This is a genomic window from Vibrio limimangrovi, assembly GCF_054064025.1.
Genome location: NZ_JBSUGF010000002.1, coordinates 100534 through 117976 on the forward strand (window position 1 = coordinate 100534; position 17443 = coordinate 117976).

General features: G+C 46.8%; 18 protein-coding genes. 2 read left to right on the plus strand and 16 right to left on the minus strand.

From position 1 onward, the window contains the following. Nucleotides 1–120: 120 nt before the first annotated feature. Both ACWYU8_RS02495 and ACWYU8_RS02500 read left to right on the plus strand, forming a co-directional pair. Entirely contained in the window at nt 121–1371 is a 1251-nt protein-coding gene (locus ACWYU8_RS02495) for an outer membrane protein transport protein (RefSeq protein WP_457516848.1), read from the plus strand. A 309-nt stretch (nt 1372–1680) separates the two neighbouring features. Then, entirely contained in the window at nt 1681–2979 is a 1299-nt protein-coding gene (locus ACWYU8_RS02500; RefSeq protein WP_457516849.1) for an outer membrane protein transport protein, read from the plus strand. Nucleotides 2980–3048: 69 nt separating this feature from the next. Here ACWYU8_RS02500 and ACWYU8_RS02505 read toward each other — a convergent pair whose 3' ends face one another. The 16 genes from ACWYU8_RS02505 to ACWYU8_RS02580 form a co-directional block, all read right to left on the minus strand. Next, nucleotides 3049–3819 (minus strand): MlaA family lipoprotein, encoded by a 771-nt coding sequence (locus ACWYU8_RS02505; RefSeq protein ID WP_457516851.1) that lies wholly within the window; start codon nt 3817–3819, stop codon nt 3049–3051. Nucleotides 3820–3994: 175 nt separating this feature from the next. Then, a complete protein-coding gene (gene ccmI / locus ACWYU8_RS02510) occupies nt 3995–5209 on the minus strand; it encodes a c-type cytochrome biogenesis protein CcmI (protein ID WP_457516853.1) in 1215 nt (404 codons plus the stop codon). Next, entirely contained in the window at nt 5206–5694 is a 489-nt protein-coding gene (locus ACWYU8_RS02515; protein ID WP_457516855.1) for a cytochrome c-type biogenesis protein, read from the minus strand. Before ACWYU8_RS02515 ends, ccmI begins: the two co-directional genes overlap by 4 nt. Continuing rightward, nucleotides 5691–6260, minus strand: a complete 570-nt coding sequence (locus tag ACWYU8_RS02520) for a DsbE family thiol:disulfide interchange protein (RefSeq protein ID WP_457516857.1) — start codon at nt 6258–6260, stop codon at nt 5691–5693. Before ACWYU8_RS02520 ends, ACWYU8_RS02515 begins: the two co-directional genes overlap by 4 nt. After that, complete coding sequence (locus tag ACWYU8_RS02525) at nt 6253–8238, minus strand: heme lyase CcmF/NrfE family subunit (protein ID WP_457516859.1); 1986 nt, start codon at nt 8236–8238, stop codon at nt 6253–6255. Before ACWYU8_RS02525 ends, ACWYU8_RS02520 begins: the two co-directional genes overlap by 8 nt. Beyond that, nucleotides 8235–8720: a cytochrome c maturation protein CcmE gene (gene ccmE / locus ACWYU8_RS02530; protein WP_014232639.1), complete on the minus strand. Its 486-nt coding sequence runs from the start codon at nt 8718–8720 to the stop codon at nt 8235–8237. The genes ACWYU8_RS02525 and ccmE overlap by 4 nt, the downstream gene beginning before the upstream one ends. Next, a complete protein-coding gene (gene ccmD / locus ACWYU8_RS02535) occupies nt 8717–8923 on the minus strand; it encodes a heme exporter protein CcmD (RefSeq protein ID WP_457516861.1) in 207 nt (68 codons plus the stop codon). The genes ccmE and ccmD overlap by 4 nt, the downstream gene beginning before the upstream one ends. A gap of 11 nt (nt 8924–8934) precedes the next feature. Then, nucleotides 8935–9678, minus strand: a complete 744-nt coding sequence (locus tag ACWYU8_RS02540; RefSeq protein WP_457516863.1) for a heme ABC transporter permease — start codon at nt 9676–9678, stop codon at nt 8935–8937. Between the two features lie 104 nt (nt 9679–9782). Beyond that, a complete protein-coding gene (gene ccmB, locus ACWYU8_RS02545) occupies nt 9783–10451 on the minus strand; it encodes a heme exporter protein CcmB (RefSeq protein WP_457516865.1) in 669 nt (222 codons plus the stop codon). A 1-nt stretch (nt 10452) separates the two neighbouring features. After that, entirely contained in the window at nt 10453–11070 is a 618-nt protein-coding gene (gene ccmA, locus ACWYU8_RS02550) for a cytochrome c biogenesis heme-transporting ATPase CcmA (protein ID WP_457516867.1), read from the minus strand. Between the two features lie 236 nt (nt 11071–11306). Further along, a complete protein-coding gene (locus ACWYU8_RS02555) occupies nt 11307–11798 on the minus strand; it encodes a DUF2802 domain-containing protein (RefSeq protein WP_457516869.1) in 492 nt (163 codons plus the stop codon). Nucleotides 11799–11812: 14 nt separating this feature from the next. Continuing rightward, nucleotides 11813–12307, minus strand: coding sequence for a chemotaxis protein CheW (locus ACWYU8_RS02560; protein WP_457516870.1), 495 nt, complete (start codon nt 12305–12307; stop codon nt 11813–11815). Between the two features lie 35 nt (nt 12308–12342). Further along, nucleotides 12343–13344 (minus strand): chemotaxis protein CheW, encoded by a 1002-nt coding sequence (locus ACWYU8_RS02565; protein WP_457516872.1) that lies wholly within the window; start codon nt 13342–13344, stop codon nt 12343–12345. Next, nucleotides 13337–14113, minus strand: a complete 777-nt coding sequence (locus ACWYU8_RS02570; protein WP_457516874.1) for a ParA family protein — start codon at nt 14111–14113, stop codon at nt 13337–13339. The genes ACWYU8_RS02565 and ACWYU8_RS02570 overlap by 8 nt, the downstream gene beginning before the upstream one ends. A gap of 8 nt (nt 14114–14121) precedes the next feature. Then, nucleotides 14122–15234 (minus strand): protein-glutamate methylesterase/protein-glutamine glutaminase, encoded by a 1113-nt coding sequence (locus tag ACWYU8_RS02575; RefSeq protein ID WP_457516877.1) that lies wholly within the window; start codon nt 15232–15234, stop codon nt 14122–14124. A gap of 27 nt (nt 15235–15261) precedes the next feature. Beyond that, nucleotides 15262–17436, minus strand: a complete 2175-nt coding sequence (locus ACWYU8_RS02580; RefSeq protein ID WP_457516878.1) for a chemotaxis protein CheA — start codon at nt 17434–17436, stop codon at nt 15262–15264. Between the last annotated feature and the right edge of the window lie 7 nt (nt 17437–17443).

The following is a 17443-nucleotide window of genomic DNA, read 5'->3' on the forward strand; positions in this document are numbered from 1 at the left end:
TTTTCCATAATTTTATCCAATGGTCGGATTTGTTTGATGTATTCTACTGACTACTATCTGCGCCACTGAGCAAAAGCTCAAATTATCGTCCAAAGAGACGAATCTAATAAGGAAAAATACATGACTCATAATAAGCGTCTGTTTAAAAAGACTCTCTTAGCAGTAACGGTAGCTTTTGCCTCAGGTCAAACGATGGCAGCTGGTTTCCAAATTAATGCGCAATCAGCCACAGGCCTTGGCCGCGCGTTCGCTGGTGATGCAGTAATCGCAGACAACGCATCAGTAATGGCGCGTAACCCAGCAGCAATGGCTCTGTTTGACAAAATGGAACTGTCTGTCGGTTTTGAAACCATTACTTCATTAATTGAAGTGAAAGATGCCACTTATAACATTAACGGCAATAGCGTCTCAGTAGCAGACGTTGACGATGTGGGTGATACCGCTATCGCACCGAACATCCACCTGATTGTGCCTGTAAACGACAAGTTTGCCTGGGGCGTCAATGCCTACTCTAACTTCGGCACAAAAACTGAATTCTCGGATAACTATGTAGCTACGGAATACGGCGGTTTAACCGACGTGAAAAGCGCTAACTTTGGTCTGGCTGGTTCATACCGCCTAAACGAACAATGGAGCTTTGGTGCTGGCCTGGATGTCATTTACGGTAAAGGCACAATGAAGCGCGTTGCAAACTCTTCGATTCCTATGGTCGGCGGTGCTACACTTCTTGATGTCGATTCAGCAGATGGTTGGGCAGTGGGTTTCAACGTGGGTACGGTTTACGAACTAGACGAAAACAACCGTTTTGGTCTTGCGTATCACTACAGTCCAGAATTTGAAGCGAAAGACGACGAAGGTCAGAAGATCACGCTACCTCTACCAGATATGGCAGAGTTCTCTGGCTACCACAAAATCAAAGACACTCAATTTGCTGTGCACTACAGTGTGCAATACATTGGCTGGAAAGATTTCGACCAAATTGATTTTGAGAAGCTGAACCAAGGCATGCTGACTGGCAGCTATGCGAAGAACTATCAGTGGCAGGACGGTTGGCACTACGCGATTGGTGGTACTTACTACCTGAACAATGAGTGGACGCTTCGCGCGGGTTACATGTACGACACAAGCGCACAAGACAATGTAACGTCTATTTCTGTACCAGACTCAGACCGTCAGTGGTTCTCGACAGGTTTCACTTACCATCTCGACAGCAAGTCAAACGTCGACTTTGGCTTCACCTACCTAATGGGTGATGACATTAAAGTGAACGAAAGTACAACCCTGGTTCCTGGTGTACTTTCTACTGGTGTAAGCGCGACAACTCACGCAGACGCGATTCTAGTAGGCTTACAATACAGCCGCAGCTTCTAATCAGCAGTGACGTCATTATTTAAAACAAACTTTATATAAAAGGCTGGATTTCCAGCCTTTTTTCTTATCTAAGATTTATTGTCCATTCTTTTTCAGTGAACACGTGTATCTAAAAAACCGCTTTAGGACGCACAACTGTTCGCTGAATATCTTTCTCAGCCCCTCGCTAAATGGTTTTTTAGTCTATAACAAACCAAATAAAAGAATTAAATTCCAAAAACGTTAAAATTCCGGCTTTTCATTTCTAAAGTAAAAGCTCTATCTTTAAAATTTTGTATCACGTTTTTTAACAATTCAGCGAACATCAGAATGAAAACCAACAAGACCCTTCTATCGGTGACAGTAGCAATAGGCCTACTGGGAACTTCAGGCATGACTCAAGCAGCAGGTTTCCAACTTGCTGAGTTTTCCGCAACAGGATTAGGTCGAGCGTACGCTGGTGAAGCCGCGATGGCAGATAATGCTAGTGCACAATGGCGCAACCCAGCCATGCTGACTTACTTAGAAGGCACACAAGTATCTGTTGGTGCCATTTATGTGAACCCAAATCTTGATGTTGAAGGTGATGTGAATTTTTATGGAAGTAATATCCCAGCATCTTCAGATGACTTCGCCCATGACGCGATCATTCCTAACTTTTACCTATCACACCAATATAATGACAAGTTTGCGATAGGCTTAGCGCTAGGCACTAACTACGGCATGGAAACAGAGCTTGGCAAGGGCTTCTCTGCATCGCACTTTGGTAACGAAGCAAGCGTAACAACAATGGAAGCCAACCTAAATACAGCGTACAAAATCAACAACGCAGTAAGCATTGGTGCTGGTGTTCGTTACATAATTGGTGAAGGCAGCTTTGGCGCAACTGCACCGTCGATGAATGCATTGGGTCTTCCTCAAGATACGACGCTTAAGTACATGGAAGGTGACGACACGGCCTGGGGTTGGCAAGTTGGTACGGCATGGCAAATTAACGACAGCCACCGCATCGGTTTCGCATACAAATCAGAAGTAGAGCTTAAACTTCAGGGTCATGCTGAAGGCATAGGTTTTGGTTTCGGGACACCTTTACTACCGCAAACTCGCGATAACGGATACATGTATCTCACACTACCAGCGACAGCAGAACTGGCTAGCTTCCACCAAATCACTGATAAACTGGCGCTACATGCAAGCTTTAACTGGACTGACTGGAGCTCGTTCGAGAAGCTCGAAGCACATCTGGAGACTGCCGGTACACACATGGTTAAAGTGGAAAACTGGGAAGATAACTACCGCTTTGCATTAGGCGCAACGTACCAGCTAAAACCGCAACTGGCGCTAAGAACAGGTATCGCTTATGACACTTCTGCAGTGAGCGATAAAAACCGTACGATTACTATTCCAGAAACCGACCGTACCTGGCTCAGCATAGGTGCGACGTATGACTGGAGCAAAGATTTAAGCCTGGATGCTGGTTTCACTTATATCCTTGCTAAAGACGCATCTATCACAGAATCACGTGGCTACGAATCAGATGACAGTGCAGAGCAAGTTGGTGGTCAGTTTGTCGGCGAAACAACAGGTAATGTTTGGTTGATTGGTGTTCAGGCGAACTATCGTTTTTAATTTTCCAAAAACGAAAAGGCTTAGCGAGTGCTAAGCCTTTTTTATCTATATGAATTCACGAAGAATAGGTTAAAAGTCGTCTAAATATTCGTCTAGATAGGCTTCTTCTTCTGCATCGACTTCTTTGACCGTATCCACTTCAGCTTTAAAGTTCTGGCGCTGGATATAGATATCACGCGTTAATACATAAGGGTCTGGCGAATTATCTAGCTGCGCTTCCTGAGGAACGAGCAATGCGCGTTTTTCCATCCCTTCGAATGCCCATTTACCTAAGCTCGCCCAGATGTTGAGATAGGTCAGCGGTACATACATGCTATCTACCGTATCGGTGACTTCACGTAACGTGTAAGGCCCATAACCCGGAACCATAAAGTATGGGCCGTTGCCGACACCGTAGTGACCGACGGCATCACTGAAGACTTTTTCATCGTATTTTGTAATTCCCGCTTTCGTCGCAATATCGACCAGACCTAAAAGACCAAAGGTGGAGTTAATCCAAAAACGGTTAAAGTGATCCACGGCTTTACTGCCATTCCCCATAAGCAGGTTATTCACCATGCTTGCTGGCTCATCTAAGTTGGCCAGAAAGTTGGCGATACCATAGCGAATTGGCATCGGAGTATATTCCACATAGGCTAATGACACCGGGCGTACTAAATACGGGTCTAAGTAATCGTAGTTAATATCCCACATGGCACGGTTAAAACCTTCTAACGGATCAGACACATCAGAAGTCGTTTGATTTGTTTCTTCTGTCACTGCCTCCTCAGGTGCACTTGAACAGCCAACCAGTCCAACTGCAAACAGCAACAAGAAGATGGATTTACCCTTGTTATACATTCTATGTTCCATAACGACTATTAATATACGTAAGTGACCTTTGCTATAAAACGCACCATTCCAATACAGTTTAGAAGTCACTTAAGTATAAAAACAAGGCCAGCGAGTGCTGGCCTTGTTCATTCTACTTGATAGTTTAGAGTCATACCACTACACGGATATGACCAAGAGACTTTTAGTACTGTTTATCAATATTCACTTCAACGGGTTGCCCTAACTCCACAACACCACTTTCACCGTGCCAGTCATGGTCACGTGTTGCGACGTTGCCATCAGAATCAACGCGGACGCGCACCATAAGTTTATCTAATGACGATAGTTTTTGACCTTGCAACATGGAGTTGCCATCATCCAGCACCACTGTTCGTGGGAACGCCCCTAATGGGTAACGAGCTGCTGCGACAGGCATAGGTGAACCATCCGCACGGTGAACAGATACAATTAGCACACCGTTTGAATCGACTTGCGCTTCTGGTGCAAGATTGATGGTCACGGATACACTTTGATCCGGAGAAACCGCTTCACCCATCTGCTGGCGAGCACTGTCAATACTACGGGTAAGCATCTCATAGCGGCTATCTTCAGGGCCGATCATCTGCTGCATAATACCCCAATATTTAATTGCAGCCGGATAGTCCTGACGCTCAAAAGCATCAAATGCAAGTAGTGAGAACACACGCAAATCCACTTGATCTTGCTGAATTAATTTACCCAACAGAGAACGCGCCGTGTTCTGATCCATTTCCTCTTGAGAAAGCATCAAGGCTTGCGCATATCCCAACATGATATCGGGATCTTGTGGCTCAAGTTTGTACGACTTTTCCATCGCATCAATCGCAGTATTGACGTCACGGTTTGCCAATGCGATACGCCCTAACAGTAACCAGCCAGTTGAGTCATCTGGCTGATAATGAAGACGGGTACGCAATGCCAACGTCAAATCTGCCATTTCATCATCACTCAGAGGTTCCGCTGAAGACGACATCAGTTTCTTCGATAAGGCTGGCAGGTTTGCTGACACTTCTTGCCACTTCACTACGTCTTGGGAAGCTCCCAATTTGTAATACAAACCATAGCTCAATGCCACGGTTAAAATCACCGAAGGAACGATGACCGCAACCGGGGATACTTTTGTTTGCTGGGTGCTTTTACCTGCGGGAATATCATCCAGAAGAGATTGTTTCAAGTCCGAGATTAAGTCTTCCTCGCTCTCGACTAAGCCTTCTTCCGCTTCTTCCTGAAGCTCTGACAAACGGTCTTTGTAAAACGCTTTATTGAGTTCGTCACGCAGTACATCATCGTTGTTCGCTCTTTGTTTGAGCAAAGGCATCGCCACCAGAGCGCAAGCAATCAATGTGAGAACAGCCGTAGAAATCCAAAATAGTGTCATGACTTGTTATCTCCGTTGTTCTCTTCTTCTAGCAATGCTTTTAGACGCGCTTCTTTTTGCTCGTCCCATTGTTCATCGCTATTTACCGCTACTTTGGCTTTAGATTTTCGGCTACGAAGCACGATCAGAGAAAAGCCACCAAGTACAACAGCCAGAGGACCCAGCCACAAAATTGCCGTTCCAACCGTAAATGGTGGATTGTAGGTCACGAAGTTACCGTAACGTGCAACCATGTAGTCGACGATTTCTTGTTTCGATTTCCCCTCTTTCGTCATCTCATAGACCTTGTGGCGTAAGTCTTGAGCCAACTCAGCATTAGAATCGGAAATCGTATTGTTCTGGCATTTAGGGCAACGTAACGTGTGGCTTAACTCTTTGAACTGCTGCTCTTGTTTGAGGTTGTCAAATTCATACACCTCGATAGCCGCTTGAGCTGCCAACGAGAATGTCAGCGCAGCGAATACCGCTAAAAACATCTTTCTCATAGCTTCGCCTCCTCAACCAATTGGTTGTACAGCGGTTCTAATGTGTCGTTCCAGTTACGCGGATTGACATCCCCCACATGGCGGTAACGAATCACACCGTTGGCATCAATGATGAACGTCTCCGGTGCGCCATAGACACCCAAATCCAGACCGAGCATACCGCTGCCGTCGAACAAACTGATAAGGTAAGGGTTACCTAAGTCATTCAACCAATTCACAGCTTTCGTCCGATCATCTTTGTAGTTCATACCAATGATCTTCACGCCTTTACCAGACAGCTCATTTAAGTATTTGTGCTCAGCAAAACAGGTGGGACACCAGGTCGCCCATACGTTGAGCAACAAAGGCTCGCCTTTAAAAATAGATTGGTCGTACTGTTTGCCCGGCTCAGCCAAATCTTCGAGGTGAAACGCAGGTACTGCTTTTCCAACAAGCACAGACTCCAATTTTGTTGGGTCATCACCCTCCTGGTTACGCATCAACTGAGTGGCAAACACCCCCGCCAGAACTAAAAAAGCCACTAACGGGATAAACAAGACTTTCTTATTACTTTTGTGCTTATTCATATTGTGCGACTTGCTCCTTTACCTTAGCGCTCTTCTTAGTTGATTTACGGAAGCGGTAACGCTTGTCAGAAATAGCCAGACCACCACCGATAGCCATGATCAACGCACCAGCCCAAATCCAGCGAACAAACGGTTTATAGTAAATACGGACAGCCCAAGAACGGTTGTCCTCTAAACGCTCGCCCATCGCAATGTAAAGATCGCGAGTAACACCGCGGTCAATGGCTGCCTCTGTCATCATCGATTTAGCCGTTGTGTAAAAACGTTTTTCAGCATGCAACGAGTTAATGTAGTTACCATTATGCGTGACTTCAAAGTCAGCAATGTAACCATCGTAGTTCGGGCCATCTTTATCACGCAGGCCAGAGAAATAGAAATCGTAACCCTGGATCTGGAAGTGCTCGCCTGGTGCCAGACGTACATCACGTTCGATACTGTAGTTTTGCACCATCGAGATACCGATAACCGTGACAGCAAGACCAATGTGACCGAGCATCATCGCCCAATGGCTACGTGGTAATTTGCCTACACCTTCGACGAAGCTATGACGGTGCGTCGCTCGTTCATGTAGCTCAAAACCATGCATCGCGATGATCCAAATCGCCATGACCCAACCGACGTAAGCCATGATTTGGAAGAAGTCAGCGAACAGATAAACACAAACCGCCGCTAAGACCAATGCTGTCACCCCAGAAATCACCATAGGCTTCACGATGGATGACAATTGGTCTCGTTTCCAGCGAATCAGCGGACCGATACCTAATAAGAAGGCAAACGGCATCATCAACCATGCAAACAACATGTCGAAGAATGGTGCGCCAATTGAAACTGAGCCCAGACCAATTTGCTTATGAACCAATGGCAGCAAAGTACCAACTAATACCACGACAAGCGCAGCGATAAGTAACACGTTGTTGCCTAGCAGGACATTCTCACGCGATACCAGGCTGAAGTTACCACGTACGCGAACCGAAGCACCTTTTACCGCGAACAGTAGCAGTGAGCCACCGATAACGAAGACAAGGAAAGCAAGAATAAACATACCGCGAGCAGGGTCGGATGCGAACGCATGTACTGAGACCAGGATGCCCGAACGCACTAAGAACGTACCTAACAAGCTCAACGAGAATGCAGAGATCGCTAGCAATACTGTCCACGCTTTAAATGTGCCGCGCTTCTCTGTAACTGCCAGAGAGTGCATCAATGCGGTACCCGCTAACCAAGGCATAAAGGAAGCGTTTTCTACTGGATCCCAGAACCACCAGCCACCCCAGCCTAACTCGTAGTATGCCCACCAAGAACCTAGTGCGATACCTAAAGTAAGGAATACCCAAGCCGCTGTTGTCCAAGGACGAGACCAACGTGCCCAGGCCGTATCGAGACGACCAGTCATCAAAGAAGCAATGGCAAAAGAGAACGCGACCGAGAATCCGACATAGCCCATGTAAAGCATTGGAGGGTGAACAATCAGACCCGGGTCTTGAAGCAGCGGGTTCAAATCACGCCCGTCAATTGGGAAGAAAGGCAAGGTGCGCAGGAATGGGCTAGACGTGAAGATAATGAACATCAGGAAGCCGACCGAAATCATCCCCATTACTGCAAGTACGCGCGCTACAGATTCCTGTGGCATGCCACGACTGAATGTAGCTACAGCGACTGTCCAAGCAGCCTGAATCAACACCCAAAGAAGTAGTGAGCCTTCATGAGCCCCCCACACCGCAGTTAAACGGTAATACCAAGGTAATTGACTGTTTGAGTTACTGGCTACGTATTGCAACGTAAAGTCGTTGACATAAAAGCACCAGCATAAAATAACGAACGAGAACAACAGCATGAGAAACATGGACCACGATAGAGGCCGGGCGGTGTTCATCAGCATGGTGTTGTTATTTGATGCACCCCATAATGGCAGTATGCTCAGCAGCACTGCCATCGCAAGCGATAATATGAGGGCAAAATGACCGATTTCTGCAATCATTGGCCGCTTCCTTGTGTCTGCTCAGAGCTGTACTTCATCGGTTCATGCGTCTTTTCCATCGCTGCAGCGATTTCTGGTGGCATATAATCTTCATCGTGTTTTGCCAGTACTTCAAACGCTTCAATAGTGGTCGCATCACGCAAAACGCCTTGCGCAACAATACCCTGTCCTTCACGGAACAAGTCAGGAAGAATACCTTCATAAACAACCGTCACTTTGGGGCCGATATCGTGCAAGTCAAAACTGACTTTCAAAGAGTCTGGGTCACGGCGCACTGAGCCGTTCACTACCATGCCACCGATACGTAGGCGTTGGCCGACTTCCGGCTTAGTACCATCAGGTTTACCGTTGACCAGTTCCGTTGGAGTGTAGAAAAGGTCCATATTCTGATTAAGCGCATAAAGCATCAAGCCGATGGTAGCACTAATACCGACAAAGATAGCCAGTACAATTCCCAGCCTCTTTTTACGTCTCGGGTTCATAAGGTGTTCTCCATATTCTTCGCTGCGTCAATACGAGCTTGACGGTCAATTTTTGCTTTCACTTCATTCAATAACGCATCACTGCGACGAAGGCTGGTAACTAAAAGAATCAGCATCGACAAGAAAGTGATGCCGAACGAGCCCCATACGTATGATGCGTAGCCACCCATGGCCAAAAAGTCGCTCAGAGATTCAAAATACATCGTTAGCTACCTCACTGAGTTTTTGCTGTTGCAATTTGACGAACCCAAGGGCGATGACCTTCATTACTGATGATTTCATTCCTGAAACGTACCAGAGTCACAGCACCAAAGAAGAACGCAAAACCTAAGATGTTCAGCAACAGAGGCCATAGCATGTCGGCTGAAATGGATGGTTGTTCGAATTTCGTGATAGTTGCGCCTTGATGTAGCGTGTTCCACCACTCCACTGAGAAGTGAATGATTGGTAAGTTCACAACACCAACAATCGCCAGAATACCTGCCGCTTTTGCTGCTGTCTTTTGATCATCAAACGCGTGGTACAGAGCAATAACACCAAGATATAAGAATAGAAGAATAAGTTCAGAAGTAAGACGAGCATCCCACACCCACCAGGTTCCCCACATTGGCTTACCCCATACAGCACCAGTCACCAATGCAATAAAGGTGTATACCGCGCCAATGGGTGCCATTGCCTGAGCGGCCATGTCGGAAAGACGAACTTGCCAAACCAAGCCAATAAATGCCGCAATCGCCATTGACAGGTAAGCACCCATCGACCACATAGCGGATGGAACATGGATGTAAATGATTCGGAAACTGTCACCCTGTTGGTAATCTGAAGGCGCAAACGCGAGCCCCCAAACGGTGCCAACCGTTAAACAAACGAGGGCCAATACAGAAAACCAAGGCAGGAATTTACCACTAAGACGGTACGCTGCTTCAGGCTTAGCGTAAGGATGTAGCCATTTCCACATGTGTATTTCTCACTCTTGCTGTAAGGACACAGTCTCTCAGGCCGAAACCATCGCTGTGCTTTAATCATTATGTAAGCCCTTTTAAAGGGGGCTATTTGTTAATGTTAGTTAACACTAACCCTCAACGCTGCACTGATTGCAAATGGTGTGAATGTTATCGCACCCATCAGCATCGCTCCGAGAACCGCCAGTTGGCCGTTATACGCTACACCGAGCGCCGCGGCATCAATTGCAGACGTTGCAAAAATCAGAATTGGGATATAAAGCGGAAGCACGAGTAAACTCAAAAGCACCCCCCCTTTTTGTAACCCAACGGTCAACGCCACACCAATGGCACCGATAAAACTTAGCGCTGGCGTGCCTATACACAAGGTAAGCACCACTGCCAACCAAGTATCGAAATCAAGAGAAAGTAAAACCGCCAACAGAGGGCTAATCAAGATTAGAGGCAATCCCGTCAACAACCAATGAGCTATGACCTTTGAAATCACGACAAGTTGCAATGGAATTGGCATCAACATCATTTGTTCCAATGCACCGTCTTGAAAATCATCACGAAATAGACGCTCTAATGATAATAACGCAGACAACAATGCAGCAACCCAAACAATGCCTGCTGAAATACGTGCTAACAAATTTGGCTCGGGGCCAATACTAAGCGGAAACAGAGTGATAACGATGATAAAGAACCAAAGCGGGTTCAGAATGTCGGCTTGACGGCGGTACGCAATCAAGAGTTCACGACGGATAATAGTGGTCATGGACGAAATCATATCAATCACCCAGTTTTATTTTTCTAAGTTTCGGGCTATCGGAGAACATATCTTGGTGTGTGGTCAGAATCACAATACCGCCGTTATCCGCATGATTGGCAAATAACGCTTCTAACACCTTAACGCCTTGCTTGTCGATCGCGGTAAGCGGCTCATCCAGAATCCACAAAATCTGTTTGCTTAGCCAAAGCCTTGCCAGCGCGACACGGCGTTGCTGACCAGCTGAGAGTTGCGCTACGGGTATGTCTTCTCTTCCCGCTAATCCAACTTGCGTCAACGCAATAAAGATCTCGTCATCTGAGGTGTGATTATTATGAATAAACTGGTAAAAACGTAAGTTTTCTAATGCGGTTAGTTCACGCTTCACGCCAGTTTGATGCCCTAGAAACAGCAGATCCCGATGAAAGACATCACGAGACTTTTCAACCTCTTCTCCCTTCCATTTGATGATGCCATCCTCTCTGTCACCTAACCCGGTCACAATACGTAGAAGCGTCGTTTTGCCTGTTCCATTTCGCCCTTCAATCTGGACTAGCTCGCCTGGTTTGATTTCAAATTTCAGGTTTTCAAACAGGACCCTTTCATCACGGATCGCAGTAAGGTTAGACACTTCTAACATAGGGCTTCAACTAAATAATGAACGAGCGGGTATAGTAGCACAGCTTAGTTAAGACGAAACAGGACAAGAGACCAGAGATGTAAGTAAGTTCATGAATTTTTGTTAACTTACTTACACAATCCGATAAATTTAACTATAAATGGTTATATGACTATAGAGCCTTAATTTCATAAGTAGCAAAACGTGAAGTTTTCGTGCTCTGAACGCAAAAAAGAAGCCGAAGCTTCTTTTTTAATCTAACGCCGTCTTCCTTGTGCTGAATAATTCAGCTCTTCAGATGGGTGGCCACTTAGTGACGGAATCTTCTCTTTACCTGCCAGCTTCTTCTGCAGCGACAACATCAGCTCTGCTTCCGCTTTGGGTAGTTCGCACTCTTCGATCAGCTCGTTGATATCAGCGCCCAGCTGAACCATTTTAGATGCTCGACTATACAAACGACCATCCGTATCTGCATGTTCCAGCTCGCGGATACGCTCATTAAGATGCTGAATAACATCTTGTTGTTCTGTGACCTTTTGTCCAATACCTACCACCACAGATCGAACTTCCAACAACTGCTTATTCAGTTTTTGTACTTCTTTATCGACTTGCCGAGCTTGTGCGCGCTGCTGGTCAATCTTGTTTTGCAAACCTGCACGGATGCGGAGTTGCAAGACAAACAACACGAACACAATGACAGCGAAACCACCAGCGATAATAGGTACAGATAATAAATTCACTTCAGCCATGATCATTCCGCCAATTACAGATACGCCATGTCATCCCATTCATCTTCGGTAAGCAGCTTGTTCAAATCAACAAGGATAAGAAGCTTACCGTCACGGTTGCTGACACCTTGAATGAACTTCGCACTCTCGTCGGTACCAACAGAAGGGGTTGTATCAATTTCAGAAGAACGCAGGTAAACCACTTCCGCTACGCTGTCGACCAGAATACCAATAACCTGACGCTCAGATTCGATAACAATGATACGTGTATTATCCGTCACCTCACCTTCTATCAAGCCAAAGCGTGAGCGAGTATCGATCACTGTGACGACGTTACCGCGCAGGTTAATGATACCCAGCACATAATCTGGCGCACCTGGAACGGGTGCAATCTCCGTATAACGAAGTACTTCACGCACCTGCATCACGTTAATGCCGTACGTTTCTTCTTCTAGCTGGAACGTCACCCACTGAAGAACTTCGTCATTCGTTGCATCTTTCTTCACTTCTATATTAAAAGCTTGAGACATTGTTAACCCTCGTTAATGTCGTTGCCGACTTCATTCTAATTCATTGATTTGACGTCTAAACCAGCGTTTAGCATGTCAATAAGTGCCTGGACGTGAATTAAAGCGCACATTTTTTCCTTTACCATACCCGCGAGCCAAGGGCGCTTTCCCGCCAGTTCTCGCCAGCGAACTTTGTCGACATTGAGTGTTTCCGTTCCCATTAACTGGTTACTGGCCAACCCCCACGTGCTTTCTCCAAGCATCACGACATATTGGTAATTCTCTTTGTATTGTTGATCGTGAAGCTTATCTGCCATCACCCACTTAGCCGTATCAACCACATCAAACTTGTGCTCACGATTGGTTTGTAAACCTAAATACCAAGAGGGTTTACCGATCAAGTGGTTGAGTTCGGTGATGCGATGAATACCGCCCAGCTCATCAAGAGGTACTGCGAACATGACGCCGTTGACATCGAAATAAAGCACTTGAAAATTTTCCGTTCGCTGTGTGCTTTCCCACGAATGCGATAAGACTGAACCTGTTTGCGTTTCAGGCTCTATTTCTGCTTTAGCTTCGCTTTCAATAACTTGCTCGACCACGGACTCTATCGAATCAGTATCTGGCTGAATGAATTCAGTTACCGACTCCGCGATAACCCACTCCTGAATTTCCTCACACGTGGCAGCCAACTTTTCAACTGATGGAATATCATCTGTCGTCGCTGGCTTAGTTTTCTGCGCAATCGCAATGGTGTTCTGTGCAAGAATGTCATCGTTCTCTAACGCGTCGACCACGTTAGTAGACTCAAGCTGACTTAATAAGCGTTCTACATCGTCTAAGTTTGGGGCTTCCAACTCCGCAGAGCTGGCTTCCCAAAATGGATAAGATTCTGCTTTAGTCGGTTGCCACTCTGGCTCTGGCTCTACAGATAATAATTCCCGAGCGAGCAAATCCAGCCCATCATCAGGTTCGTCGGCTTCTAAATCTTCACCTAGCAACGCGCAAAAGTAATCATCCAGAGCTTGCTCACTGGAAAGGACGTCATGATTACTCATCGAGCATTAACCTCTGCAAATAAATCAGCAGCTGCTTATAAGCAAATACACCTCGACTGCCCGATGCGAAATGTGAAACCGGTAAACTCTTCAAGCTTGCATCTCGAAACTTGGTATCGATCGGCACGGCAGATGCCCACACTTGATTCGGATAGTCCTGTTTCAGTTGGGTCAGAGTCTGTAACGAAGCGCAGGTACGTTTATCGTACATGGTTGGCACTATTGTGACTTTAAAACCATCCGGGCGCGACTTCTTCATGATGGTCAGAGTGCGCATCATGCGCTCAAGACCTTTCATCGCTAAGAACTCAGTCTGAACCGGGATCAAAATACGGTCACTGGCCGCCAACGCATTAACCATCATCACACCCAGAATCGGCGGGCAGTCGATCAATACGTAATCGTAATCTTTTGCGACAGCTTTAAGTGAACGCTTCAGGATAAGCCCCATACCACTACGATTACCCATAACGCGATCCAGTGTCGCCAGAGACATATGAGCAGGTATGATATCCATGCCTTCCAACTCAGTTTTTATGATCAACGGTTTCACCGTTTCTGGCGTGAATGCCTTGAGTTGAAATAGATCAAACAAACTGGAGGGCACATTATCTGAGTCATAGCCAAGATACGTAGTCAGTGAACCATGCGGATCCGTGTCGACCATAAGCACCCGGTGACCTTTCTGACTTAACAGACCGGCTAGTGTCACTGTGGTGGTGGTTTTCCCCACCCCACCTTTTTGGTTAGCTACACTCCAAATAATCATGATCTGTCCTACGCTAACCCCACTTCCACCAGCATGCGCTCTGCAATGCGGTCGAGTGGTAAATCTTCAGACGAAACCCCTGCTTTGGCCACAGCTTGTGGCATGCCGTATACCACACAACTTTCTTCGTCTTGTGCCCAAATGGTTGCGCCCGCTGATTTCAACATGCGTGCACCTTCACGGCCATCCGCTCCCATACCGGTAAGCACCAGAGAGAGTACTTTATCTCCGTACACTTTCGCAGCCGAGCCGAAGGTGACATCGACACACGGTTTGTAATTCATTCTTTCACCGCCATCAATGATACGCAGACGAGCCGCACCAGCACGGCCATCCACCATCATCTGCTTTCCGCCAGGAGCGAGGTAAGCAACACCCGCTTGTAATACATCACCATCTTGCGCTTCTTTCACCTGAATCTTGCACAAGGTGTTCAAGCGGCTGGCAAATGCGGCAGTAAAAGTGGCAGGCATATGCTGAATTAAAACAATAGGATGCGGATAATTCGCAGGCAGATTGGTCAAAATCTTTTGCAGCGCAACAGGTCCTCCGGTCGACGTGCCAATGGCTGTCAGATGATACCGTTTTCCAGATGCGCGAAACTTCGCAGCAGCAGAGCGCGGTGCAGCGGCAGTTAAACCCGTAGAACGGGTCGTAAGGGGCCGAACTGAGGATGTCGCCCCGACCGATACGTTTCGTGTGACTGGTCGACGTAAAAATGCTCGTTTGGACGCGATCTGAATGACGCGCTGCTGAAGTAGCGATACTGCTTCATCACGGTTCCGTGCAATGTCTTCAAATTTTTTCGGTAAGAAGTCCAGTGCACCCGCATCGAGCGCATCGAGCGTTGCTTTCGCCCCCTCATGTGTCAGTGACGAAAACATCAGGATTGGCGTTGGAGACGCGGCCATGATTTCACGCACAGCCGTAATGCCATCCATAACGGGCATTTCAATATCCATGGTAATGACATCAGGTTTGAGAACTTTGGCTTTCTCTACCGCTTCTCTGCCGTTAACCGCAACGTCGATCACCTCAAGGCGCGATTCTGAATTGATGATTTCGCTAACGCGACGACGGAAAAAACTCGAATCATCAACGACTAGTACTTTAATCGCCATTTTATTCCTTTTCTAAACGTCCGCTTTTTAAATGCGTGAAGACGATGCGTACCGCGCAAGTAAATCTGGCACATCAAGAATCAATGCGATATGGCCATCACTGGTGATCGTCGCACCCGCCATACCAGGCGTACCTTGCAATAATTTATCCAGCGGTTTGATCACCACTTCTTCTTGCCCTATTAAGGTATCAACGACAAAACCAACACGTTGACTGCCGATCTGAACAATCACGACGTGACCGTGGCCAGTACGCTCCTGAACTCGAGGAGATGACTTAGTCGCCAGCCAGTTTTGCAGATAGAACAATGGAATAGATTTATCACGGACAATAATCGTCAGCTGACCATCGACAACGTTCGTACGGCTTAAATCTAGATGGAAGATTTCATTAACCGATGCCAAAGGTAATGCAAACGGATGGCCACCGACACCGACCATCAGGGTGGGTAAGATCGCTAATGTCAGCGGCACTTTGATGGTAATTTTGGTGCCTTTGCCAAGTTCAGAATCGATATCGATGGAACCATTGAGGGTATTGATTGCGGTTTTCACCACATCCATCCCAACCCCACGACCAGATATATCAGAGATCTTCTCTTTGCTTGAGAAACCCGGCGCAAAAATTAAGTTGAAGCACTCTTTGTCAGTCAGGCGAGCAGCGGCATCTTCATCCATCATGCCGCGTTTGACGGCAATACCACGAAGCTTATTCGGATCCATGCCACCACCGTCATCGATGATCGCCAACTCAATGTGATCCCCTTCCTGAGATGCCGAAAGAATCACGTTACCTGTGCGTGATTTACCCGCTTTTACTCGGTCATCGGGCATTTCGATGCCATGGTCTACCGAGTTTCGAACCAAGTGGATCAGAGGATCGGCCAGCGCTTCCACCAGGTTTTTATCGAGATCCGTTTCTTCACCGCGCATTTCCAGCACAATGTCTTTATTCAGGTTACGCGCCAAATCGCGAACGACACGCGGGAAGCGGCCAAACACTTTTTTGATTGGCTGCATGCGCGTCTTCATTACCGCACCTTGCAGGTCAGCGGTTACAACATCTAAGTTCGCCACCGCTTTCGACATTTCTTCATCGTTGCTATTTAAGCCAAGACTTAATAAACGGTTACGCACCAACACTAACTCACCAACCATATTCATGATGGTATCAAGCGTTGAGGTATCAACACGGACGGTTGCTTCCGCTTGTGGCTTTTTAACCGCAGGTGCCGAAACTTTAGTGTCTTCTTTTACCGCAGTTGGTTTTGCGTGTGGTTGTGGTATTGAAACTGGTGCTTTCGGCGTTTCTGCTGTTACGTTCGCAGATGCAGGTTTGGTCGCCATATCGAGTTCTTCAACCGACGGTCCTTTCCCTGTTCCATGCAGTTCATCCAGTAATTTTTCAAACTCTTCATCCGTCATCAAATCACTGTCACTGGAAGATACGTCACTTATTGGAGTCACAGGTTCCGGCGCTTTTGGAGGCTCAACTGGAGTTGTCATCGAATTCGATGGGCTCTTTCCTACACCATGAAGCTCATCAAGCAGACGTTCAAATTCGTCATCAGTAATATCATCGCTATCACTCGCAGAGACATTAGCTTGTGATGACTCAGCAGAGGCGGATTTAACCACACCAGGCGCAGCGCCTTTGCCGTGCAGTTCATCCAATAGCTTTTCGAATTCGTCTTGAGTAATTTCGTCCACAGAACCAATGCTTGCACCAGCAGCGGTTTCTTGTTCTGGAATTATCGGCTCGGAAGAAATGACAGGCTCTTCAATCGCGATTGTCACAGTCTCGTGTTCTGATTCCGGCTTACATAAGCGATGGAGTTCTTCAAGAAGGGCCGGATCGGCTGCTACAGGCACCTCATGTTCTTGTACTGCCCGGAACTGAGTATTGACCGTATCCAGCGCCTTGAGCATGGTGTCCATAAGCTTTGGCGTGACGGAACGTTGACCATTTCTCAATACGTCAAATACGTTCTCCGCACCATGGCAAGTATCAACCAGTTCAGTCAATGAAAGGAAGCCTGCGCCCCCTTTTACCGTATGAAACCCGCGAAAAATAGCGTTAAGTAACTCTTTGTCATCCGGGTTGTTTTCCAATTCTACCAGCTGCTCAGAAAGCAGATCGAGAATTTCCCCGGCTTCAATGAGGAAGTCCTGAAGAATATCTTCGTCTAAATCGTAGCTCATACGTTAC

Coding starts and splice junctions, on each gene's coding strand:
- ccmI (WP_457516853.1), bottom strand. CDS start 5,209: ATGACACTATTTTGGATTTCTACGGCTGTTCTCACATTGATTGCTTGC.
- ACWYU8_RS02570 (WP_457516874.1), bottom strand. CDS start 14,113: ATGATTATTTGGAGTGTAGCTAACCAAAAAGGTGGGGTGGGGAAAACC.
- ccmA (WP_457516867.1), bottom strand. CDS start 11,070: ATGTTAGAAGTGTCTAACCTTACTGCGATCCGTGATGAAAGGGTCCTG.
- ACWYU8_RS02565 (WP_457516872.1), bottom strand. CDS start 13,344: ATGAGTAATCATGACGTCCTTTCCAGTGAGCAAGCTCTGGATGATTAC.
- ACWYU8_RS02580 (WP_457516878.1), bottom strand. CDS start 17,436: ATGAGCTACGATTTAGACGAAGATATTCTTCAGGACTTCCTCATTGAA.
- ACWYU8_RS02560 (WP_457516870.1), bottom strand. CDS start 12,307: ATGTCTCAAGCTTTTAATATAGAAGTGAAGAAAGATGCAACGAATGAC.
- ACWYU8_RS02515 (WP_457516855.1), bottom strand. CDS start 5,694: ATGAGAAAGATGTTTTTAGCGGTATTCGCTGCGCTGACATTCTCGTTG.
- ACWYU8_RS02525 (WP_457516859.1), bottom strand. CDS start 8,238: ATGATTGCAGAAATCGGTCATTTTGCCCTCATATTATCGCTTGCGATG.
- ccmE (WP_014232639.1), bottom strand. CDS start 8,720: ATGAACCCGAGACGTAAAAAGAGGCTGGGAATTGTACTGGCTATCTTT.
- ACWYU8_RS02575 (WP_457516877.1), bottom strand. CDS start 15,234: ATGGCGATTAAAGTACTAGTCGTTGATGATTCGAGTTTTTTCCGTCGT.
- ACWYU8_RS02540 (WP_457516863.1), bottom strand. CDS start 9,678: ATGTGGAAATGGCTACATCCTTACGCTAAGCCTGAAGCAGCGTACCGT.
- ccmD (WP_457516861.1), bottom strand. CDS start 8,923: ATGTATTTTGAATCTCTGAGCGACTTTTTGGCCATGGGTGGCTACGCA.
- ACWYU8_RS02555 (WP_457516869.1), bottom strand. CDS start 11,798: ATGGCTGAAGTGAATTTATTATCTGTACCTATTATCGCTGGTGGTTTC.
- ACWYU8_RS02505 (WP_457516851.1), bottom strand. CDS start 3,819: ATGTATAACAAGGGTAAATCCATCTTCTTGTTGCTGTTTGCAGTTGGA.
- ACWYU8_RS02495 (WP_457516848.1), top strand. CDS start 121: ATGACTCATAATAAGCGTCTGTTTAAAAAGACTCTCTTAGCAGTAACG.
- ACWYU8_RS02520 (WP_457516857.1), bottom strand. CDS start 6,260: ATGAATAAGCACAAAAGTAATAAGAAAGTCTTGTTTATCCCGTTAGTG.
- ACWYU8_RS02500 (WP_457516849.1), top strand. CDS start 1,681: ATGAAAACCAACAAGACCCTTCTATCGGTGACAGTAGCAATAGGCCTA.
- ccmB (WP_457516865.1), bottom strand. CDS start 10,451: ATGATTTCGTCCATGACCACTATTATCCGTCGTGAACTCTTGATTGCG.